General features: G+C 73.6%; 18 protein-coding genes. 5 read left to right on the top strand and 13 right to left on the bottom strand.

The annotated features are described in order from the left end of the window. Window positions 1-605 precede the first annotated feature (605 nt). The 5 genes from proC to ACFYPN_RS18780 all read right to left on the bottom strand — a co-directional run bounded on the left by proC (window position 606) and on the right by ACFYPN_RS18780 (window position 4386). On the bottom strand, window positions 606-1415 hold the full coding sequence (gene proC, locus ACFYPN_RS18800; RefSeq protein ID WP_358765361.1) for a pyrroline-5-carboxylate reductase: 810 nt from the start codon (window positions 1413-1415) through the stop codon (window positions 606-608). 98 nt (window positions 1416-1513) lie between these two features. Continuing rightward, window positions 1514-2326: an ABC transporter permease gene (locus tag ACFYPN_RS18795; protein ID WP_358765359.1), complete on the bottom strand. Its 813-nt coding sequence runs from the start codon at window positions 2324-2326 to the stop codon at window positions 1514-1516. After that, window positions 2323-3141 carry an ABC transporter ATP-binding protein gene (locus ACFYPN_RS18790; RefSeq protein ID WP_389299417.1) on the bottom strand — a complete coding sequence of 273 codons (819 nt, stop codon included), beginning with the start codon at window positions 3139-3141 and terminating at the stop codon, window positions 2323-2325. The genes ACFYPN_RS18795 and ACFYPN_RS18790 overlap by 4 nt, the downstream gene beginning before the upstream one ends. 184 nt (window positions 3142-3325) lie before the next feature. Further along, window positions 3326-3886 (bottom strand): hypothetical protein, encoded by a 561-nt coding sequence (locus tag ACFYPN_RS18785; protein WP_389299414.1) that lies wholly within the window; start codon window positions 3884-3886, stop codon window positions 3326-3328. A 95-nt stretch (window positions 3887-3981) separates the two neighbouring features. Next, window positions 3982-4386: an SH3 domain-containing protein gene (locus ACFYPN_RS18780; RefSeq protein WP_358765357.1), complete on the bottom strand. Its 405-nt coding sequence runs from the start codon at window positions 4384-4386 to the stop codon at window positions 3982-3984. A gap of 124 nt (window positions 4387-4510) precedes the next feature. Between ACFYPN_RS18780 and ACFYPN_RS18775 the strand changes: the two genes are divergently transcribed. Beyond that, complete coding sequence (locus ACFYPN_RS18775) at window positions 4511-6856, top strand: PQQ-binding-like beta-propeller repeat protein (RefSeq protein WP_389299460.1); 2346 nt, start codon at window positions 4511-4513, stop codon at window positions 6854-6856. 90 nt (window positions 6857-6946) lie between these two features. Here the strand turns inward: ACFYPN_RS18775 and ilvD are convergent, their stop codons facing one another. The 4 genes from ilvD to ACFYPN_RS18755 all read right to left on the bottom strand — a co-directional run bounded on the left by ilvD (window position 6947) and on the right by ACFYPN_RS18755 (window position 11638). Next, window positions 6947-8797 carry a dihydroxy-acid dehydratase gene (gene ilvD / locus ACFYPN_RS18770; RefSeq protein ID WP_358765355.1) on the bottom strand — a complete coding sequence of 617 codons (1851 nt, stop codon included), beginning with the start codon at window positions 8795-8797 and terminating at the stop codon, window positions 6947-6949. Window positions 8798-8916: 119 nt separating this feature from the next. Beyond that, complete coding sequence (locus tag ACFYPN_RS18765) at window positions 8917-9705, bottom strand: TetR family transcriptional regulator (protein WP_389299411.1); 789 nt, start codon at window positions 9703-9705, stop codon at window positions 8917-8919. Then, window positions 9702-10526 (bottom strand): sugar phosphate isomerase/epimerase, encoded by an 825-nt coding sequence (locus tag ACFYPN_RS18760; RefSeq protein ID WP_358765351.1) that lies wholly within the window; start codon window positions 10524-10526, stop codon window positions 9702-9704. The genes ACFYPN_RS18765 and ACFYPN_RS18760 overlap by 4 nt, the downstream gene beginning before the upstream one ends. Window positions 10527-10681: 155 nt before the next feature. Next, the gene (locus ACFYPN_RS18755; RefSeq protein WP_389299408.1) at window positions 10682-11638 is read right to left on the bottom strand and encodes a Ppx/GppA family phosphatase; all 957 of its coding nucleotides are present in this window, start codon (window positions 11636-11638) and stop codon (window positions 10682-10684) included. Between the two features lie 39 nt (window positions 11639-11677). Between ACFYPN_RS18755 and ACFYPN_RS18750 the strand changes: the two genes are divergently transcribed. Next, on the top strand, window positions 11678-12526 hold the full coding sequence (locus ACFYPN_RS18750) for a hypothetical protein (protein ID WP_358765347.1): 849 nt from the start codon (window positions 11678-11680) through the stop codon (window positions 12524-12526). 76 nt (window positions 12527-12602) lie between these two features. Here ACFYPN_RS18750 and ACFYPN_RS18745 read toward each other — a convergent pair whose 3' ends face one another. Both ACFYPN_RS18745 and ACFYPN_RS18740 read right to left on the bottom strand, forming a co-directional pair. After that, complete coding sequence (locus tag ACFYPN_RS18745) at window positions 12603-14807, bottom strand: hypothetical protein (RefSeq protein ID WP_389299405.1); 2205 nt, start codon at window positions 14805-14807, stop codon at window positions 12603-12605. Between the two features lie 252 nt (window positions 14808-15059). Further along, window positions 15060-15893 (bottom strand): class I SAM-dependent methyltransferase, encoded by an 834-nt coding sequence (locus ACFYPN_RS18740; protein WP_389299402.1) that lies wholly within the window; start codon window positions 15891-15893, stop codon window positions 15060-15062. Between the two features lie 83 nt (window positions 15894-15976). Here ACFYPN_RS18740 and radA point away from each other — a divergent pair, with 83 nt between their 5' ends. Together radA and disA are read left to right on the top strand one after the other, a co-directional pair. Next, window positions 15977-17389, top strand: a complete 1413-nt coding sequence (gene radA / locus ACFYPN_RS18735) for a DNA repair protein RadA (RefSeq protein WP_358765342.1) — start codon at window positions 15977-15979, stop codon at window positions 17387-17389. 80 nt (window positions 17390-17469) lie between these two features. Next, the gene (gene disA, locus ACFYPN_RS18730; protein WP_358765340.1) at window positions 17470-18594 is read left to right on the top strand and encodes a DNA integrity scanning diadenylate cyclase DisA; all 1125 of its coding nucleotides are present in this window, start codon (window positions 17470-17472) and stop codon (window positions 18592-18594) included. Between the two features lie 140 nt (window positions 18595-18734). On the opposite strand, the gene ACFYPN_RS18725 is transcribed toward disA, so the two are convergent. Further along, window positions 18735-19580: a hypothetical protein gene (locus ACFYPN_RS18725; protein WP_358765338.1), complete on the bottom strand. Its 846-nt coding sequence runs from the start codon at window positions 19578-19580 to the stop codon at window positions 18735-18737. A 252-nt stretch (window positions 19581-19832) separates the two neighbouring features. Here ACFYPN_RS18725 and ACFYPN_RS18720 point away from each other — a divergent pair, with 252 nt between their 5' ends. Then, a complete protein-coding gene (locus ACFYPN_RS18720) occupies window positions 19833-20738 on the top strand; it encodes an A/G-specific adenine glycosylase (protein WP_358765336.1) in 906 nt (301 codons plus the stop codon). Between the two features lie 162 nt (window positions 20739-20900). On the opposite strand, the gene ACFYPN_RS18715 is transcribed toward ACFYPN_RS18720, so the two are convergent. After that, entirely contained in the window at window positions 20901-21608 is a 708-nt protein-coding gene (locus ACFYPN_RS18715) for a M23 family metallopeptidase (RefSeq protein WP_389299397.1), read from the bottom strand. Window positions 21609-21963 lie beyond the last annotated feature (355 nt).

Genomic DNA, 21963 nt, shown 5'->3' with positions numbered 1-21963 from the left:
AGTTCTCAAGGAACGGACGCTTCCTTCGGTCCCGTCTCACCGGGGCCCTCCGGGCGCTTCCCTTCGTTCTTGCGTTTCCGACTCTATCAGACACTCTCGTGTCCGATTCCCGGTCGAAGCGGGTCAAGCAGTTTTTGCTTTCCAGTTCTTCGCTTTCGCGTTTCCCTTTCCGGCGAGTCCGACTCTATCAGATCCTTTCGGGCCTGATTCCCAGTCAGCGGGCCTGTCGTCCGGGCCGTTGCGGCCCTTCCGACGAGTGAGACGTTAGCGGATTGCCGGGCTCCGACGCTAATCGGGGCTGCTTTCACGAGCGGGCAATCCTCATTTCACACAAGCACGCGAAAAGGCGCACGACCGTAAGTCGGACCTCGTTGAGTGATGGTGCGGAATGGCTTTCCGGGGACCGACCGGGGTCGGCGCTCACGTCGGACAGCTCGGAGAACATTACTGATCGGAGGACGGCGTGTCAACCCCGGGCCGCGGGGCGCTGGGGACTGCCCAAGGACGTAGCCCCGGGCCCCTGCGCCGGGCCCCCGCACAGCACGGTCACCGCGCTGCCGCCCACGCCGTCCGGCGCGGTGGGGCCCGGCCTACGCCGTACGGGGTCAGCCCTGGCCGGAGGCGAGTTCGCGGCTGCGGTCGCGGGCCGCTTCGAGAGCGGCGATCAGGGCGGCGCGCACCCCGTGGTTCTCCAGCTCGCGGATGGCGCTGATGGTGGTGCCGGCCGGGCTGGTCACCGCCTCGCGGAGCTTCACCGGATGCTCGCCGCTGTCGCGGAGCATCACCGCGGCGCCGATGGCCGCCTGCACGATCAGGTCGTGGGCCTGGGCGCGCGGGAGGCCGAGCAGGATGCCGGCGTCCGTCATGGCCTCGACCAGGAAGTAGAAGTACGCCGGTCCGGAGCCGGAGAGGGCGGTGGCCGCGTCCTGCTGGGACTCGGGCACCCGCAGCGTCTTGCCGACCCCGCCGAAGATCTCCTCGGTGGTGGCGAGGTGCTCCCCGGTCGCGTGGCTGCCGGCGGAGAGGACGGACATCCCCTCGTCCACCAGCACCGGGGTGTTCGGCATGACCCGGACCACGGCGGTGCCGGACGGCAGCCGGTCCTCGATGAACGCCGTGGTGATACCGGCCGCGGCGCTGATGACGAGGCGGTCCGCGGAGAGGTGCGGGGCGAGCTCGTCCAGCAGGGTGCCCATGTCCTGGGGCTTCACCGCGAGGATGAGGATGTCCGCGCGCTTGGCGGCGTCCGCGTTGCCGACGGACTCGACTCCGTACCGGTTCCGCAGTTCCTCGGCGCGCTCGGCGCGGCGGCTGGTGACCAGCAGGTTCGCCGGGCGCCAGCCGGCCCGGATCATCCCGCTGAGGAGCGCCTCGCCGATCTTGCCGGTACCGAGGACTGCGACTGTCTGGGTCATGCGGTTCACCCTCCGGGCTGTGCTCACGGTTCCCGGCGCGCGGTGTGCTCCGGGATCCGTTCCGTGCTCGTCGCGGTCATCCTCGCACCGGGCCGCCGTCAGGCGGTACGGCGGCGGAGGGTGGCCGCTCCCAGCCCGAGCACCAGGAGGGCGCAGCCCGCGACGACGGCCACGTCCCGCACGAAGTCCCCGGTGATGTCGGGGTGGTGGAGCACCTGGTTCATGCCGTCGACGGCGTACGACATGGGGAGGACGTTCGAGATCGCCTCCAGGACCGGCTGCATCTGGTCGCGCGGGGTGAAGAGGCCGCAGAGCAGGAGCTGCGGGAAGATCACCGCCGGCATGAACTGGACGGCCTGGAACTCGGACGCGGCGAAGGCCGAGACGAAGAGTCCCAGCGCCGTACCGAGCAGGGCGTCGAGCAGCGCCACCAGCATCAGCAGCCAGGGCGAGCCGACGACGTCGAGGCCGAGGAACCAGACGGAGACGGCAGTGGCCAGCAGGGTCTGGACGACGGCGATCAGGCCGAAGGCGAGGGCGTAACCGGCGATCAGGTCGCCCTTGCCGAGCGGCAGGGCGAGGAGGCGCTCCAGGGTGCCGGAGGTGCGTTCGCGCAGGGTGGCGATCGAGGTCACCAGGAACATCGTGATGAGGGGGAAGATCCCGAGCAGCGAGGCGCCGATGGAGTCGAAGGTCTGCGGGCTGCCGTCGAAGACGTACCGGAGCAGGACGATCATCACGACCGGGATCACCAGCAGCAGCGCGATCGTGCGGGGGTCGTGGCGGAGCTGGCGCAGGACGCGGCCGGCGGTGGCGAGGGTGCGGGCCGGGGTGAGGGGGCGGGCCGGACCGGACCCGGCGCCCGTGGTCCGGTCCGGTACGGCGGGGGCCGGGGCGGCGGGGCTGCTCATCGCGGGCTCTCCTCGGGCTGGGCGGACGCTTCGTCGACGAGGCGGAGGAAGGCTTCCTCCACGGTGGTGCTCCCGGTGCGGGTGCGCAGTTCCTCCGGGGTTCCCGTGGCGAGGATGGCGCCCTCGCGCATCAGGAGGAGCCGGTGGCAGCGTTCGGCCTCGTCCATGACGTGGGAGGAGACCAGGATCGTGGTGCCCCGGTCGGCGGCGAGGGCGTGGAAGAGGTTCCACAGATCGCGGCGGAGAACGGGGTCGAGTCCGACGGTCGGTTCGTCCAGGACGAGGAGTTGGGGCTCGCCGAGCAGGGCGACGGCGAGGGAGACGCGGCTGCGCTGTCCGCCGGAGAGGCGGCCGGCCAGGGCGTCGGCGTGGCCGGCGAGGTCCACGTCGTCGATGACGCGGGTGACGGCGTCGCGGCGGGTGGTGCGGTGGGCGCGGCCCGGGAGGAGGACGGCCGCGAAGTAGTCCAGGTTCTGACGGACCGTGAGGTCGTTGTAGACGGAGGGCGCTTGGGTGACGTACCCGACGCGCGAGCGGAGGCCGGGGTGCCCCGCGGGGGTGCCGAGGACGTCGAGTGCTCCGGTGACCTGGGCCTGGGTGCCGACGATCGCGCGCATGAGGGTGCTCTTGCCGCAGCCGGAGGGGCCGAGGAGTCCGGTGATCCTGCCGGGTTCGACGGTGAAGCCGAGGTCGCGCAGCACCGTGCGGTCGCCGCGTACGACGGTGAGTTCCCCGGCACGGACGGCCGCGGCGGTCGGAGCTCCGGGAGGTGGTGGCGCGGGGTCCGGGCCGGCGGTGCGCCGATTATTCATCATGTGATGAATATGCTCCGGGGCGCCCTCCGCGTCAAGGCATGCGAAAGCCCGGAGTCGCGGGGGATTTCCGGGACTCCGGGCCGGGTGGGGCGGTGCGGGGACGCAGGTGGTGGTGGCCCCCGAGGGGACGCGTCGGGGCCGGCCTGCCCGGACGAGGCACCGGGCGGCCGGGCGGCGCCGCGCGCTACCTGCCCTTGCGGGCCTTGCGGGCCTTGCGGGCGCCCGGGTTCCCGGTACGGGTCGTACGGCGCCGGGTGTAGCGGGCGAGGGCGGTCTCGTACTCGGTGCGCAGCAGCGTCTCGCCGGGCGCTTCCCGGAGCGAGCGGACGAAGTAGGCCAGCAGGGAGCCGACGAAGCCGATCGTCTTGAGGCCGCGCAGGCTGTCCTCGCGGGCCGGGTCCGCCGGGCGGCTCCGGAAGCCCTCCCAGGTCTTGCGGAACGCGACAGCGCTGCAGACGGCGAACATCAGCACGACGAGGATGTTCAGGAAGCTGCCGATCTCGGCGACGGCCAGACCGCTGAAGGCGAAGCGCAGGGCGACGCAGGAGGCGACGGCGGCGGCCAGCGATCCGGCCGCGACGCCGGCGCGCCGCAGCGCGTACCCGCCGTCGTGCTCGACCCAGGTCGTACCGAAGAAGCGGAGCGGCTCCGGCTGCGGGCCGGGGGCGGTGCCGCCCCGGGGGGCCGGGGGTGCGGGCAGCGGTCCGGTGGGCAGGGGTCCGGTGGTTCGGCTGTTCTCGCTCACGCCGTCGATTATTCCGCGCGCGGCCCGGCCGGTTGGGCATCCCGCCCGCCGGGCCGGGCCGGTGTCGCCCAGGAGGTGCGCCGCCCGCCGGACTCTCAGGCGCAGCGGCCGGCGATCCAGCCGTCGCTGCCGGTGTGCACGTACGCGTCGGAGACGTACTCACCTGCCGAGATGCAGTCCCAGAGGTTCGAGGAGCCGTACGGGCCGCTGACCCGCTCGCCCTCCTTCTGGCAGTAGACCGCCACCATCGTCCCGTACGGCAGCAGCCGGATGGGGGCGTAGTTGGTGCCCGGTCCGGTGCGGACGTAGACCCGGTAGCCCGGCGCGATCGGGTAGCGGGGGGCTTCGTAGGTGAGCGTCGCCGCGAGGCCGGCCGGTTCGGCGGCCGAGGTCGTCGCCGCCTCTGCCGCGGCCGGGGCCCGGAGCGGGTCCACGGTGCCCGCGGCTCCGGCCGCCTTCGATGGTGCGGTCGCTTCGGCGGTGTTCTCTTCGACGGCCATACGGCCCTCCCCCGGGTCGGATCGGTACAGGTGACGCGCAGGCTAACAAGCCTTGCGCGGCAAGGACGAAGCATCGAATAGGCTCCGTGCGTCGCGCTTGCGGTCGAACACACGGGGGTGGGTGATGGCGCCGCTGCGGGGAGTCGGGCCGGATCCGGAAACGGAACGTCCCGAGTACGCCGGCCGGTACCGTCTTCAGGCACGCCTCGGCGAGGGCGGCATGGGCGTCGTCCACCTCGCCACGTCCGCTTCGGGGCTCCCGCTGGCGATCAAGATCGTGCACCGGCAGTACGCGGCGGACCCCGAGTTCCGGGCACGTTTCCGGCAGGAGGTCGCGGCCGCGCGGCGGGTCAGCGGTGCGTTCACCGCCCCGGTCGTCGACGCCGATCCGGCGGCCCCGCTGCCCTGGATGGCGACGCTCTACGTGCCCGGCCCGACGCTCTCCGCGCAGGTGAAGCGGAACGGACCGATGAACCCGGCGCAGCTGCGGCGGCTCACCGCCGGGCTGGCCGAGGCGCTGCGGGACATCCACCGGGCGGGGGTCATCCACCGCGACCTGAAGCCGAGCAACGTGCTGCTGCCGGACACCGGGCCGAAGGTCATCGACTTCGGGATCTCCCGTCCGTACGACAGCGAGTTGCGCACGGAGACCGGGAAGGTGATCGGCTCGCCGCCCTACATGGCGCCCGAGCAGTTCCAGCGCCCGCGTGAGGTCGGCCCCGCCGCCGACGTGTTCGCGCTGGGCGCGGTGCTGGTCCACGCGGCGACCGGGCGGGGGCCGTTCGACTCGGACAGCCCGTATCTGGTGGCGTACCAGGTGGTGCACGACGAGGCGGATCTGACCGGGGTGCCGGAGGACCTGGTGAGGCTCGTCGGGCAGTGCCTGGCGAAGGAGCCCGCATTGCGGCCGACTCCGGACGAGATCATGGCGGCGCTGCTGCCGCCCTCCTACGATGCGGCGGCCTTCGTGCCCGCCCAGCGGCGGCCGGCGCCGGAGAGCCGGGCCCCCGGGCGGCAGACCCCCCGGGGTGGCGGCGACCCGTGGGAGTCCGGTGACGGCAGTGACCGTAGCGGCGACGCCGGCCGCAGTGGCGACGGGACCGCCGGGGAGTCCGCACCGGCCCCCCGCCAGGAGGCGTCCCCTGCCGTCCCGAGTCCTGCCGCCTCCGGTGCCGCCGAGTCGACCCACGTGCGGGACGCACCGGCCGCCGGGCCGGGCCGTGCGCCTTCGTCCGGGCGGTCCCGCCGCGTCTGGTGGGCGGCGGGTGCGGCGGCGCTGCTGACCCTCGTCGCGGGGGGCGCGGTGTACGCCGGGGTCGGCGCGCGCACGCCGCCGGTACGGGCGGCGGAGGAGGGCGGCGCCGCGCCGGACGCGGCGGGCGCCTTCGTCCCGTGGCGGACCGCTCTGACGGGGGCCACCGGCGCGGTCCCGTACTGCTTCGCCGCCGGTGACTCCGGTGCGGCCGGCGGTGGGGCGTCGGGTGCCGCGCTCTACTGCTCCGCGTCCGGCTGGGGCGTCGCCCGCGTCGATCCCGCGAACGGGCACGTCCTCTGGTCGCACCGGGACTCGTCGGGCGGGGCCCGGGCACTGGCCACCGGCGGCGGCCCGGTCCTGGTGGACGATCCGGGCGGGACGCTCCGGGCGTACGGCTCCGAGGACGGGAAGGAGCTCTGGTCGGCGGGCTCCCCCTCCTCCGCCGGCGGGCTGTGGAGCGCCGGGGGCACCCCGCTGATCGTCGGCGCGGGGGGCGAGGTGGAGGGGATCGACGCCGGGACCGGGGCGGTGCGCTGGAGCCACCGCTTCGCCGGGCACACGCTGCCGGCCATCGGTTTCCGCGATCCGGCGACCGGGGTCTCCTACCTCTACGAGGCCACCGGCGACGGGAACGCCACCCTCGTCACGGCGGTCGGCGCGGCGGCGGGCGACGTCCGGTGGCAGCGGCGGCTGGACGGGACGCTGACCCCGGTCGGCGTCGACGACGGGTCACTGGTGCTGAAGGCGACGGGCGCGCAGTCGCGGGTGGACACGCTGGTGCGGTACGACCCCGAGGAGCGGACGGTGGCGCGGACGGCGGTGCCCTTCGGGATGGCCGACCCGGACATCGTGGTCGGCGGCGGCACCGCCTATCTGCTGGCGCCCGGCGGGGCCCTGGTGGCCCTGGACGTCGACGGCCCGGCCGGTGGCGGCAGCGCCGAACGGTGGCGGCTGGAGACGGGGGTGGCGCTGATGTCGGCCCCGGTGCTGGGCGAGGGGAACCGTCTGTACTTCACGGCGGCGGACGGGCGACTGCTGGCGGTGGACACCCGGCGGGGGAACCTGCTCGGGCAGACCGCTCCCCGGCTCCGGGACGGGAAGCTCGACCTGGCCTCCTTCCCGCACCCGCCCGTACCGGTCGGCCGTCACGTCGTCGGCACGGCGCCGGACGGTTCCGTCTTCGCGGTGGACGGGAGCGACCCGGCCGCCTGGTGACACCCCCTTTGGTGACACCCCCGAACGCCGGACCGCCCGGCCGCCCTCGTGGGGTGGCCGGGCGGTCGGGTACCGACGGGGGTGGGGCGGTCAGCCGAGCTTGGAGACGTCGCGCACCGCACCGCGGTCGGCGCTGGTCGCCATCGCGGCGTACGCGCGGAGCGCGGCCGAGACCTTGCGCTCACGGTTCTTCGGGGCGTACACGCCGTTCAGCGCCTCGCGGCGGGCCGCCAGTTCGGCGTCCGGGACGAGCAGCTCGATGGAGCGGTTCGGGATGTCGATGCGGATGCGGTCGCCGTCCTCGACCAGCGCGATCGTGCCACCGGAGGCCGCCTCGGGGGAGGCGTGGCCGATCGAGAGGCCCGAGGTGCCGCCGGAGAAGCGGCCGTCGGTCACCAGCGCGCACGCCTTGCCGAGGCCCCGGCCCTTCAGGTACGAGGTCGGGTAGAGCATCTCCTGCATGCCGGGGCCGCCCTTGGGGCCCTCGTAACGGATGACGACCACGTCGCCCTCCGCGATCTGCTTCAGCAGGATCTTCTCGACGGCCTCCTCCTGCGACTCGCAGACGACGGCCGGGCCCTCGAAGGTCCAGATCGACTCGTCGACGCCGGCGGTCTTCACGACACAGCCGTCCACCGCGAGGTTGCCCTTGAGGACGGCGAGGCCGCCGTCCTGGGAGTAGGCGTGCTCGACGGAGCGGATGCAGCCCTCGGCGGCGTCCGTGTCGAGGGTGTCCCAGCGCTCGGACTGCGAGAAGGCGGTCGCGGAGCGGACGCAGCCGGGGGCCGCGTGCCACAGCTCGACGGACTCGGGTGCGGGCGAACCGCCGCGCACGTCCCAGTTCTTGAGCCAGTCGGCGAGGGACGCGGAGTGGACGGCGTGGACGTCCTCGTTGAGGAGTCCGCCGCGGTGCAGCTCGCCGAGGATGGCGGGGATGCCACCGGCGCGGTGGACGTCCTCCATGTAGTACGTACGGCTCTTGGCGACGTTCGGCGCGACCTTGGCGAGGCAGGGGACGCGGCGCGAGATCTCATCCATCTCCCGCAGGCCGAAGTCGAGTTCGGCTTCCTGGGCGGCGGCGAGGAGGTGCAGGATCGTGTTGGTGGAGCCGCCCATGGCGATGTCGAGGGCCATGGCGTTCTCGAACGCGGCACGGCTCGCGATGGCGCGGGGCAGGACGGTCGCGTCGTCCTGCTCGTAGTGGCGCTTGGTGATGTCGACGATCGTGCGGCCCGCGTTCTCGTAGAGGGCGCGGCGGGCGGTGTGGGTGGCCAGCGTCGAGCCGTTCCCGGGGAGCGCGAGACCGATGGCCTCGGCCAGGCAGTTCATGGAGTTGGCGGTGAACATGCCGGAACAGGAACCGCAGGTGGGACAGGCGTTCTCCTCGATACGGAGCATGTCCGCGTCGGAGATCTTGTCGTTGACGGCGTCGGACATGGCGTCGACGAGGTCCAGGGTGCGGACGGTCCCGTCGACGAGGGTGGCCCGGCCCGACTCCATGGGACCGCCGGAGACGAAGATCGTCGGGATGTTGAGGCGGAGGGCCGCCATCAGCATGCCGGGCGTGATCTTGTCGCAGTTCGAGATGCAGATCAGCGCGTCCGCGCAGTGCGCCTCGACCATGTACTCGACGGAGTCGGCGATCAGGTCGCGCGAGGGCAGGCTGTAGAGCATCCCGCCGTGGCCCATCGCGATGCCGTCGTCCACGGCGATCGTGTTGAACTCGCGCGGCACCGCGCCGGCCGCGTGGATCGCCTCGGAGACGATCCGGCCGACCGGGGCGAGGTGGGTGTGGCCCGGGACGAACTCGGTGAAGGAGTTCGCGACGGCGATGATCGGCTTGCCGATGTCCTCGCTCGCTACGCCCGACGCCCGCATAAGAGCGCGCGCGCCCGCCATGTTGCGACCGTGGGTGACAGTGCGGGACCTCAGCTGCGGCATCGTCGCTCGCTCCTTCGACAGATAGAGAAAGACTGTCTACTTCGACGGAAAAGACTGTTCCGAGCGTACGCCCCGACTCCAGGATCTGGACAACCCGTCCGGATAGCGGGACGCCCTGCTCACGGAGCGGTCGGCACGATCGGCGCGGCGGGCCCCTCGGGCGGTGCGGGGTGGTCACCGTCCCTGGGGTCCGGGTCCTGGGGGGCGTACGGCCCGTCCTCGGCCAGATAGCGCTGGATGCTGGGCGCCACCAGGGCGACGATCCGCTCCGGGTCGGCGGAGGCGAGCGGCTCGGCCCGGACGACGTACCGCAGGATCGCGATGCCGATCATGTGCGCGGCGGCCACTTCGGCACGGAAGGTCGGATCGGGTACGTCCAGTTCCGCCGCGATCCGCTCCAGCAGCCTGTGCAGCAGGAAGCCGCGCAGCACCTCGGCCGCCGCCTCGTGGGTGAGCGCCGACCGGACGATCGCCAGCAGCGGCGCCCGGCTGACCGGGTTCTCCCACACGGAGATGAAGTAGCGCGCCATCCGCTCCCCCACCCCCTCCACCGGGCCGCCCAGGATCTGCGGCACGACGAGGGCGGGTTCGAAGGAGAGCTCCACGGCGGCCGCGAACACCTCGTCCTTCGTCCCGAAGTAGTGGTGGACCAGCGCCGCGTCGACACCGGCCGCGCGCGCGACGGAGCGCATCGACGCCTTGTCGTAGCCGCGCTCGGCGAACTCGCTGCGGGCCGCCTCCAGGATGCGGGCCCGGGAGTCGGGGCCGCCCCGGCTCTCGGCGCGCGAGGGGCGGCCCCTGCGGCGCGGGGTGGCGGGCTCCTGCGGGGCGGCGGGCTCCTGCGGGGCGGAGCGGGCCCGAGCGGGACGGCCTGGGGTGGAACGGCCGGGGGTGGAACGGGAGGTCACGGCCGGGGCGTCCGCTTGGCCGAGGCCAGGTGGAGACGGGTGAAGGCGAGCGCCTCGGCGAGGTCCGCCTCGCGTTCGGCGGACGACATGGCCCGGCGGGTGTTGACCTCCAGGACCACGTGCCCGTCGAAGCCGCTCCGCGCGAGCCGCTCCAGCAGCTCCGCGCAGGGCTGGTCGCCCCGGCCGGGTACCAGGTGCTCGTCCTTGCCGGAGCCCTTGCCGTCCGCGAGGTGGACGTGGGCGAGCCGGTCGCCCATCCGGTCCACCATCGCCAGCCCGTCGGTACGCGCCGTCGACGTGTGCGAGAGGTCGACCGTGAAGTGCCGGTAGTCGTCGTGGGTGACGTCCCAGTCCGGGGCGTACGCGAGCATCTCGCGGTCCCGGTAGCGCCACGGGTACATGTTCTCGACGGCGAACCGGACGTCGGTCTCGTTCGCCATGCGCCAGATCCCGTCGACGAAGTCGCGGGCGTAGTGGCGCTGCCACCGGAACGGCGGGTGGACCACGACGGCGGAGGCGCCGAGCCTCTCGGCCGCGGACCTGGCCCGCTGGAGCTTGACCCAGGGGTCCGTGGACCAGACCCGCTGGGTGATCAGCAGACAGGGGGCGTGCACGGCGAGGATCGGGACCTGGTGGTAGTCGGAGAGGCGCCGCAGCGCCTCGATGTCCTGGCTGACCGGATCGGTCCACACCATGACCTCGACACCGTCGTACCCCAGGCGTGCGGCGATCTCGAAGGCCGTCGCCGTCGACTCCGGATAGACCGAGGCCGTCGACAGGGCGACCTTCGCATCGGGGATGCGCACCGCTGGATCTGCCACCTGGACAGCGTACGGGCCCGACGGCGCACCGCCGAGAGGACGGGGGCGAAAGTGAGAAGGGCCATGGAGGGCCCCGGCGGTTACGGGGACTGCCGCGCACGGCAGTCCCCGTGGCCGCCGAAGGCCGTCCCGGCCGCGCACCGGCCCCGCGCCCCTCAGCTCAACGCGATCCGCTCCGCCGGGAGGTGGTCGAGGCGGCGCAGGATGACGCCCTCGCGGAGGGCCCAGGGGCAGATCTCCAGCTCGGTGATCCCGAAGAGGTCCATCGCGCCCTCGGCGACGAGCGCCCCGGCGAGCAGCTGGCCGGCCCGGCCGGGCGAGACGCCGGGGAGGTTGCCGCGCTCCTCGGTGGTCATGATCGCGAGTTTGGGGACCCATTCCTGGAGGGCCGCGGCGGAGAGGGTCCGCGGGGTGTACAGCCCCTCCGTGGAGCGGGCCGCCCCTGCTATCCGGGCCAGCTGTTTGAAGGTCTTCGAGGTGGCGACCACGCGGTCGGGCCGGCCGTGGCGGCTGAAGTCCCCGACCGTGCTGGCGATCCTGGCGCGGACGTGCCGGCGCAGCTCCCGCACCTCCGCCGCGCCTGCCGGGCGGGCGGGGTCGCCGAGCAGCCAGCCGGCGGTGAGGCGGCCGGCACCGAGCGGCAGCGACACGGCCGCCGCGGGCTCCTCGTCCAGTCCGAGGGCGATCTCCAGCGAGCCGCCGCCGATGTCGAGCAGCAGCAGCTTCCCGGCCGACCAGCCGTACCAGCGGCGGGCGGCCAGGAAGGTCAGCCGCGCCTCCTCCTCGCCGCTGAGGACCGCGAGGTCGACGCCGGTCTCGGCGCGCACCCGGCCCAGTACGTCGTCGGCGTTGGTGGCGTCCCGGACCGCCGAGGTGGCGAACGCCAGGACTTCCTCGCACCCCTTGTCCTCGGCCGACTGGACCGCTTCGGCCACCGTGGCGACCAGCCGGTCGACGCCCTCGGGCCCGATCGCCCCGTGCGGGTCGAGGAGCTGGGCGAGGCGGAGTTCCGCCTTGTGCGAGTGTGCGGGCAGCGGACGGGCGCCGGGATGGGCATCCATCACCAGCAGGTGAACCGTGTTCGACCCCACGTCGAGGACTCCGAGTCTCATAGCCGGAACGCTACGCCGAAAGGGACTTACTCTTGGCGCGTGTCAAAGACGAACAAGACGAAGCCGGGCAAAGCAACGAAGAAGCCTCAAGCGAAGCGGGAGATCCAGCGGACGGAAGAGAACGGGCCCGACCGGTCCGACGAGAAGGGCATCGATTTCCCCCGCGCGTGGGTGGAGTTCCCGGACCCCGCCGACGACGAGCAGGTGTTCCGCTGCGACCTGACGTGGCTGACCTCGCGGTGGACGTGCATCTTCGGCAGCGGTTGCCAGGGCATCCAGGCGGGCCGCGCGGACGACGGCTGCTGCACGCTCGGCGCGCACTTCTCCGACGAGGACGACGAGAAGCGGGTCGCCGGCCACGTCGAGCGGCTGACCCCGGACATGTGGCAGTTCCACGACGTCGGCACGTCCACGGGGTGGGTCGGAATCGACGACGACGGTGAGCGCCAGACGCGCCGCTGGAAGGGCTCCTGCATCTTCCAGAACCGTCCCGGCTTCGCCGGTGGCATGGGCTGTTCGCTGCACATCCTGGCTCTGAAGGAGGGCAAGGAACCGCTGGAGACGAAGCCCGACGTCTGCTGGCAGCTCCCGGTCCGGCGCACGTACGACTGGATCGACCGGCCCGACGACACACGGGTGCTGCAGATCTCCATCGGCGAGTACGACCGCCGGGGCTGGGGCCCGGGCGGTCACGACCTGCACTGGTGGTGCACCTCCGCCACCTCCGCGCACGGCGCGGGCGACCCGGTCTACGTGACGTACCGCCCCGAACTCACGGAGCTGATGGGCAAGGAGGCGTACGAGCGGCTGGTGGGGCTCTGCGAGCAGCGGCTCGCCTCGCTGCTGCCGATGGCCCCGCACCCGGCGGACCCGGTGACGCCGGCCTGAGCCCTGTTGGTCGGTCGGACCCGGTGACGCCGGCCTGAGCCCGCCGGGTGCCCTCGGCCTTCCGGGCCCGGCTGTCTCAGCCCGCCGGGGCCGGTTCGCCGGGGCCGGTGCGCGGCGCTGACGGGGCCGGTGGCTGGTCGGGCGGGGCCGGTTCGTGGGGCGGAGAGGGTTCGGCCGGGCCCGCCGTGGGTGATGGGCCGCTGGTCGCGCCGATCGGGTCCGGCGAGGCGCTCGGCGGCGGTCCGGTGGAGTCCGCAGGTTCGGGGGCCGCCCCGGACGGGGCCGCGAGGACGGGTGTGGGAGCCGCGGGCGCGGCCGGAGCTGCGGGCGCCGCGGGTGCGGCCGGCTCCCGGGGACCCGGCGGGGCGGCGGGCGTCATGGGTCGCAGCGGCCCGCCGGCCGGGAAGCCGGTGAACGCGGTGGTCCGGCCGCGCCCCTCGATCCGTACGTGCTGGGAGCCGGGCGCCAGGACGACCCGGGCCCGCCAGGGGTGGCGCGGTTCCCGCGACCGGTCCACCAGGACGTGCAGGGTGACGCTGCCCCCCGCCGGGAGCGTGCCCGAGGAACGGCTGAGCCGCAGCCAGCGTGCGTCGGTACGGGCCCCCCAGACGACGGGGCCGCCTCCGGAGGCCGTCAGCCTGAGCAACGTGACTCCGCCGGAGGCCCGCGCGGTGACGACCAGCGCTCCGGCCCGGCGGGTGCCGCCCGCCGTACTGATCACCTCGGCGACCACGTCCGGGGCGGGGAACCCGTCCGGCGGGCCGCCCCGGACGCCGGTGCGGACGTCCTCGGCGTGCCCGCCACCACCGCCCGTGCTTCCGTCGCCGCCCCCGTCGTACCGGCCGTCTCCGCCGGAACGGTCGTACCCGCCCGGGCCGTCGTATCCGTCCTGGCGGCCCCAGGAGGTGCCGGCCGAGTCGCCGGTCGCGTCCATCTCGGTCGCGGCGGCCGACGCGCCCTCGTGGCCGCCGCCGCCCGGCGGCGACGGCCGGTACGCCGCCGCCCACAGTGCGATGACCGGCGCCGCCACGACCGTCGCGACCACCGTCGTCGTCATGACCCGGGCGCGCAGCCGGTCGCGGCGGGCGGCGTGGTCCTTCGGGTCGAGCGGGTAGCCGGTCCGGTCGAAGCGCGGGGAACCTGCACGGGACCGCTGGGCGTGCGCCATCGCCACCCGTACCGACGGGCGGGGCGCCTCCACCACGGGCAGTCCCGCGGCGGGGGCGACGGCCACACCGGGCCAGGGGCCGGTGGCACCGGCGCGTTCGGCGGCGCGCCGGCAGCGCGGGCAGTCGTCGACGTGGCGGACGAGTTCGCGGCGCAGCGGGGCGGAGAGCAGCGACTGCCGATTGCCGGTGAGGCTGCGGGCGGCGGAGCAGGTGCCGTCCTCGGCGACGGCGAGTGCGGCCCGGGTCCGCTCGAGCTCGCAGGCGGCCGCCGCGAGGAGTTCGCGCGCGGTGGCCGGGTCGAGTCCGAGTACGGAGGCGACGGCGCGGGGGGTGAGTCCGTGCCGGACGGAGAGTTCGAGCGCCTCCCGTTGCTCGGGCGTGGTGCCGGCCGCTTCCGGCCAGGCCAGCTGGGCGAGTTCGCGGCGGCGGGCCTCGGACGCGGGGCTCTCCTCGGAGGGCGGAACGGTCGCCTCCTCAGGGGTGACGCGGGGAGCACGGCCGGCGTCCGGCGCGCGAGCCGGCGCCCCCTCCGCGCCTCGACCGGCCGGACGGACGGGCCCGTCACAGCCCGTGGCGGGGGCGTCGGCAGGGGCTGTGGCGGGGCCGGGAACCGGGGCCGGGCCGGTGCCCGTGGCGGGAGCTCCGGCGGGCGCGTGCGCCGGGGGTGCCGGGGCGAGGGCCTCCGCGAGCGCGGCTCCGCGCTCCCCGCTCGCTCCTCGGCCGGAATACCTGGGCATCCTGCGGTGGGCCTGCCGGCCGCGCCTCTGCTCGGTGAGCACCCGCAGGCACATCCACCTGGCCAGCGCGTACAGCCAGGATTTACGTTCCTCCTGGCCCGTGGGGCACCGGCCGCCCTGGCGTTCCGCGACCGCGAGGACGGCTCCCAGCGCCTCCGTCGCGGCCTCGTGGTCGCAGAGCACGGAGAGGCAGTAGGTGAAGAGGCCGTCGAGGTACGGCTCGTAACGGGCGGGCGGCCGCTGCGCCGGGAGGTGGGGGGCGCGACGGGGCGATCGGTGTGCGCCGGTGGTGGGCGTGGGGGGCTCCAGCCTGCTGCTCGTCACCTTGCGACCGTAAGCAGAGGGGGGTGTGCCCTCGGTGCCCCTTACGGACATTTAATCCCTATGGGTGAACGTATCGCTCGAAACGAGACGGGAACCCCCCATTCCGGCACCTGCGCCGTTGTGCGCCTCCAGCGCTCCCGGAGACCGCGCGCCGCCATACGCGGCTGTTGCGCTCCCGTACGCCCCCGGGCTCCCGCCGCCCCGCCGGGACGGGGGCGCCCTCCCGGCGGCTCCCACCCGGCGAGTCCGCCCACCCGCCTGCCCCGGTGGCGGTACGGCCCCCGTGGCGTACGGCCCCGCCGCCTACAGCACGCGGCCGGACGCCAGCAGAGCGCGGTGCGGCAGCACCAGCAGCTTCTCGTCCTCGCCGCCGGGGAGGACGAACTCCGCGCTGAGCGTCTCGTAGTGGCGCTTGATCTCCGCCACCGTGGCGGGCGTCTGTGCGGTCACGATGCGGCCGATCGTCGCCACCCCGGACGCGGCACCGCTCCACCACTCCTCGACGGTCGCCCGGTGGTCCCAGGCGAGGGCGGTGCCGGAGACGTCCGCGAGACCGGCCCCCGCCAGCAGCGCGGCGAGCCCGTCCGGGGTCTGCTCGAACGCTTCCTCCGGGGCGAGCGGGGGCACCTCCGGCGGCCGGAGCGCTCCGGCCGCGGCGACCGCCCGGCCGAGCAGCCGCTGGCCGGTCCCCGCGTCGGCTCCCCAGATGGTGACCGCTATCCGGCCGCCGGGGCGGGTCACCCGGCGCAGTTCGGCGAGCGCCCTCCGGGGGCGCCCGACGTGGTTGAGGACGAAGTTCGCGGCGACCGCGTCGAACTCGCCGTCCGCGAAGGGCAGCTCGGGCAGGAGTGCGACACGCACGTCCGCCGCCGGGGCGGCCCGCGTGGCGCTCTTCACCATGTCCGGTTCCGCGTCGACGGCGGTGACCACCGCGCCCCTCGCGCACGCCGCCACGGCCACCGCCCCGGTGCCGGTACCCACGTCCAGGACACGGGTGCCCTCGCGCACGCCCGCCGCGTCCAGCAGATCGGGCACGGTGCGGGCGCAGAGCCGGGCGAAGGACGCGGCGTAGGCGTCGGCCAGGCCCGCCCACTTCAGGCGCTCGGCCTCGTCGAACGGTGTGGTGCTGCTGGTCATGCGGTCCCCTCCCACGATGGGGCCGCGATCTCCCGCGGCCCTCCGGAAACCCCATTGTCGTAGGCGGGCTATACGGTGACGCCATGGTTGCCCGTACGAAGTCCACGAAGGACCGTCCGTCCTACCGCTGCACGGAGTGCGGCTGGACGACCGCCAAGTGGCTCGGCCGCTGCCCGGAATGCCAGGCCTGGGGCACCGTCGAGGAGTTCGGCGGCGCGCCCGCCGTGCGCACCACCGCGGCCGGCCGGGTCTCCACCGCCGCCGTGCCCATCGGCCAGGTGGACAGCCGTCAGGCGACCGCCCGCTCGACCGGTGTCAGTGAGCTGGACCGGGTCCTGGGCGGCGGGCTCGTACCGGGCGCCGTGGTGCTGCTGGCCGGGGAGCCGGGCGTCGGCAAGTCGACCCTGCTGCTCGACGTCGCCGCGAAGGCCGCGAACGAGGAGCACCGCACCCTCTACGTCACGGCGGAGGAGTCCGCGAGCCAGGTCCGGATGCGCGCCGACCGGATCAAGGCGATCAACGACCACCTCTACCTCGCGGCCGAGACCGACCTCTCGGCCGTCCTCGGCCACCTCGACGCGGTCAAGCCGTCCCTGCTGGTGCTGGACTCCGTGCAGACGGTCGCGTCCCCGGAGATCGACGGCGCGCCGGGCGGTATGGCGCAGGTCCGCGAGGTCGCCGGGGCGCTCATCCGCGCCTCCAAGGACCGCGGGATGGCGACGCTGCTGGTGGGCCACGTCACCAAGGACGGCGCCATCGCCGGGCCCCGGCTGCTGGAGCACCTCGTCGACGTGGTGCTCTCCTTCGAGGGTGACCGGCACGCCCGGCTGCGGCTGGTCCGGGGCGTCAAGAACCGTTACGGCGCGACCGACGAGGTCGGCTGCTTCGAGCTGCACGACGAGGGGATCACCGGTCTCGCCGATCCGTCCGGCCTCTTCCTGACACGGCGCGACGAGCCGGTGCCCGGCACCTGTCTGACCGTCACCCTGGAGGGGAAGCGGCCCCTGGTCGCCGAGGTGCAGGCGCTCACGGTCGACTCGCAGATCCCGTCGCCCCGCCGTACCACCTCGGGTCTGGAGACCTCGCGGGTCTCGATGATGCTGGCGGTGCTGGAGCAGCGGGGCCGGATCAGCGCGCTGGGCAAGCGGGACATCTACAGCGCGACGGTCGGCGGGGTGAAGCTCACCGAGCCCGCCGCCGACCTGGCCATCGCGCTCGCGCTGGCGAGCGCGGCGAGCGACACCCCCCTCCCGAAGAACCTGGTCGCCATCGGTGAGGTGGGTCTCGCCGGGGAGGTGAGACGGGTCACCGGTGTGCAGCGCCGGCTGGCCGAGGCGCACCGCCTCGGCTTCACACACGCGCTGGTCCCGCGCGATCCGGGAAAGGTCCCAGCCGGTATGAAGGTCACAGAAGTCGCCGACATGGGCGATGCTCTCAGGGTGCTGCCGCGCCGGTCTCGTTCGGAGGCACCACAGGAGGACGGCGCGCGCCGGTAGACTTTGCCCTGGTCTCGCCCGCTCGTACGCGCGGCACGAGCGCCGCAAGGGCACCGCAAACCTGTGACCGGAGGAGTGCAGTGGCAGCCAACGACCGGGCATCATCGCCCGGAAAGTCCGGCCAAGGCACCGGTAACGAAGCGCTGATGCGCGCTTCGCTGAGCGCGGTCGCGCCCGGAACAGCCCTGCGTGACGGGCTGGAGCGCATCCTGCGGGGGAACACCGGAGGGCTGATCGTCCTCGGCATGGACAAGACGGTCGAGTCGATGTGCACCGGCGGTTTCGTGATGAACGTCGAGTTCGCCGCGACCCGTCTGCGCGAGCTGTGCAAGCTCGACGGCGCGCTCATCCTCGACAAGGACATCACCAAGATCCTGCGGGCGGGCGTCCAGCTCGTCCCGGACGCCGCGATCCCCACCGAGGAGACCGGAACCCGTCACCGCACGGCCGACCGCGTCTCCAAGTCGTGCGGTTTCCCGGTCGTCTCCGTCTCCCAGTCGATGCGCCTGATCGCGCTGTACGTCGACGGCGAGCGGCGGGTGCTGGAGGAGTCCTCCGCGATCCTCTCCCGCGCCAACCAGGCCCTCGCCACGCTGGAGCGGTACAAACTGCGCCTCGACGAGGTCGCCGGCACGCTCTCCGCGCTGGAGATCGAGGACCTGGTGACGGTCCGGGACGTGACGGCCGTCGCGCAGCGGCTGGAGATGGTGCGGCGGATCGCGACGGAGATCGCGGAGTACGTGGTCGAGCTCGGCACCGACGGACGCCTGTTGGCGCTCCAGCTGGACGAGCTGATCGCGGGCGTGGAGCCGGAGCGGGAGCTCGTCGTACGCGACTACGTCCCGGAGCCGACGGCGAAGCGCTCACGGACCGTCGCGGAGGCGCTGACCGAACTCGACGCGCTGAGCCACTCCGAGCTGCTCGAACTCGCCGCGGTGGCACGGTCGCTGGGGTACAGCGGATCGCCCGAGACGCTGGACTCGGCCGTCTCGCCGCGCGGCTTCCGGCTGCTGGCGAAGGTGCCGAGGCTGCCCGGCGCGATCATGGAGCGGCTGGTGGAGCACTTCGGCGGACTGCAGAAGCTGCTCGCGGCGAGCGTGGACGACCTCCAGACCGTGGACGGCGTCGGCGAGGCGCGGGCGCGCAGCGTCCGCGAGGGCCTCTCCCGGCTCGCCGAGTCGTCGATCCTGGAGCGGTACGTCTGACCCCGGGGCGGGCCCGTACGACCGGCCCGCGGGGGATCGGGGAACAGCCCCCGGCGGGCTCCGGCCCACCGGGGTTCCGGCCCACCGGGGTTCCGATCCCCGCGGGGTTCGGTCTCTGCGGGGCTCGGTCTCTGCGGGCTTCAGTCCTTGGCGAGGACGAAAGACGCGCGCTGGATCGGCTCGCCCGGGGCCTCGGCCTCCAGGAGGTACGTCCCCGGGGCGGCCTTGCCGGTCGGCGGGGTCGCGCAGCTCGGGGCGCTCCGGGTGCGGTTCCAGTCGATCGTGCGGATCACCGTCTGCCCCGCCGGAACCTTGAAGAAGAGGCTGCCGGACGCGGTCGGGCAGTCCTTCGAGGACCAGACCTGGTCGTCGTCGTCACCGCTGGCGTCGGTGACCGTGAGCACCACGGCCTTCGGGCCGAGGTCGGCCTTGCAGTCGCCGGTGGACGTGTTCTTCGCGATCAGCTCGAACTTCGGGGTTTCCTCGGGGCCGTACGTCACCTTGGTCCGCAGGCTCAACTGCACGGCGGCGGGGCGGCAGTCGGGGAGCGCGGAGCTCGCGGGGACCTGGATCCCCGCGGTGCCGCCGGACGAGGCGGTGCCGCCGGAGGCCGCGTCCGAGGATGCCTCCGCGCCGGGAGACGGGCTCGTGATCCCGTCGTCGTCGCCGTCGCCGTTCGAGCCGTCGGCGGAGCCGTCCGCACCGTCGGAGGTCCCGCCGGCGCTCTCGCCGGTGCCACCCGACTCGTGGCGGCCGCCGGGTTGTTGACTGATCGCCGGCCCGGAGTCGGAGGGGCCGGGCGTGATCGAACGCGCCGGTTCGGAGCTGCCGGGCTTGGCGTCGGGCGGGCTCTTCCTGCTCGTGCCGGGCAGGAACACCCAGGCGAGCAGCGCTGCGAGCAGCGCAACCAGAATCGCCGCTACCACCCTCCGTCGCCAGTAGATGCTGGAGGGAAGCGGGCCGACCGGTTTGCGCAGAGATCCCACGTCGCAAACTGTACGAGAGATCGTGCCCAACTCCCGCCCCACCCGCCGCTCCGATGGTCAACTTTTGCGGATCATCATTCCGGAAGGGCCTGTTGAGCGCCGGTTTCACGACGCGCGGGCCGGACAAGCACAGGGAGACCGGGACAGAGGGGACAGAACGGGTGGCGTTGTTCGTCCAGAGGCTCTCGCCGGGGGCGACACCCCCGTGCCCGTGACCGTCGCCGGGCCTTCCGTGTCAGGATCGTAGGTGCGATGACTGCCACGACTTCGACACACACGTCCCCCGCTTCCCTCCTCCACACCCCCGTCATCGGGTGGTTCGAGCAGCACGCCCGCGATCTGCCCTGGCGCCGTCCCGAGGCCGGCGCCTGGGGCGTGATGGTGAGCGAGTTCATGCTCCAGCAGACCCCGGTGAACCGGGTCCTCCCGGTGTACGAGCAGTGGCTGGCCCGTTGGCCACGCCCGGCCGACCTGGCGGCCGAGGCGCCGGGCGAGGCGGTCCGCGCCTGGGGCCGGCTCGGCTACCCCCGCCGCGCGCTGCGCCTGCACGGCGCGGCCCAGGCCATAACGGAACGCCACGGCGGGGACGTGCCCCGTGAGCACGCCCAGCTGCTGGCGCTGCCCGGGATCGGTGAGTACACGGCGGCGGCCGTCGCCTCGTTCGCGTACGGGCAGCGGCACGCGGTGCTCGACACGAACGTCCGCCGGGTGTTCGCGCGGGCGGCCACCGGCATCCAGTACCCGCCGAACGCGACCACCGCCGCCGAGCGCAAGCTCGCCCGCGCGCTGCTCCCCGAGGAGGACGACCGGGCGGCGGCCTGGGCGGCGGCGACGATGGAGCTCGGCGCGCTGGTGTGCACCGCGAAGAACGAGGACTGCTCGCGCTGCCCGATCGCCTCACGGTGCGCCTGGCTGCTCGCCGGGAAGCCCGCACACCAGGGCCCGGCCCGCCGGGGCCAGACGTACGCCGGAACGGACCGGCAGGTGCGCGGGCGGCTCCTCGCGGTACTGCGCGACTCCGTCGCCCCGGTCTCCCAGGCAGCCCTGGACGCGGTGTGGGACGAGCCGGTGCAGCGCGCCCGGGCCTTGGACGGCCTGGTCGCCGACGGACTGGTGGAACCCCTGTCGAACGGCCTCTACCGGCTGCCGCTGACCTGACCCGGTCCGGTCCGGTCCGACGAGTAGGCCGTCGGTGCCGGGCGCGGCGAAAGCCCCAGGAATTCGCCAAAGAGTCCTGGGGCTTTCGGATGGACGGGCCCGAACACTCGGCCCGGTCCCGCTGGATCTACTGGATCCGCTCGGTCAGCGGGATCCGCTCGTTCAGACGGAGACGTGGACGACCCGCAGGTAGTTCACCGGGTTGATCGCCGAGCCGTAGTTGGCCGTGGTCCGGACCTCGAAGTGCAGGTGCGGGCCGCTGGAGTTACCGGTGTTGCCGGAGAGGCCGATCTCCTGGCCGGTCTTCACGGTCTGGCCGATCCGGACGTCGATCTTCGACAGGTGCGCGTACTGCGTGAACTTGCCGTTGGCGTGCTTGATCACGATGGCGTTGCCGTACGCGGGACCGTCGCCGCCACCGTTCGGGCCGGCCTTGACGACCGTACCGGTGTGGGCGGCCTCGACCTTGGTGCCGATCGGCACCGCGAAGTCCTGGCCGGAGTGCTTGTGGGCCCAGCGGTCGCCGCCGGTGCCGTAGGTGGCGCTCAGCGTGTAGTGGGCCACGGGGACCTCCCACGAGCTGGCGTTCTTCTTGGCGGCGGCGCGCTTGGCGGCCGCGACCTTCTTGGCGTGGTCCGCCTTCTCCGCGGCGGACTTCTTCGCGTCGGTGGCGGCCTTGCTCTGGGCGGACGCCTGCTTGGCGACGGCGTCTGCGGTGGTGGCACTGGTGAGGGCGACGGTGCCCGTGGTGCCGGAGGCGAACGCCGCGCCAGCACCCAGGACCATCGACACTCCCAGACCGGCGGACAGAACGGCGCCGCGGACACGAGAGGTGGACGGGCGGGTGGGGGTCGTAACGCGCTTCGACATACGAGTAAGTCCTCCGAAGATGGGGGGCTCCCCGGTCGATCTGTCCGGGGGAAACCCGGGCGTTTGTCCGGGCTTGCTCCACCTTGGTAACCCGCCCCGGCGGCATGCTCAAGTACCCCATCTACGAGGAAAAGCCGTAGAGGAGACACCGGGAATCGAGCGCGGGACGTCCCGCCGGAGAGGCCGCGCGAGCCCCGGAACCGGGTCGGTCGGCGCCGTAAAGGCCCAGGTGAAGGTGGTCGAAACGGGACAGAGCCCCGGAATCCCGGCAGATCGTTTCGCCGTTCGAAGGTCCCGGCCGACCCCGGGACCAAAGACCTTCCGGTGATCCCGAGCGCATCTACGGCGCTCGCTA

It is taken from the genome of Streptomyces sp. NPDC005576 (assembly GCF_042871745.1).
Classification (GTDB): domain Bacteria; phylum Actinomycetota; class Actinomycetes; order Streptomycetales; family Streptomycetaceae; genus Streptomyces.
This window is presented reverse-complemented; position numbering and strand designations above follow the sequence as displayed.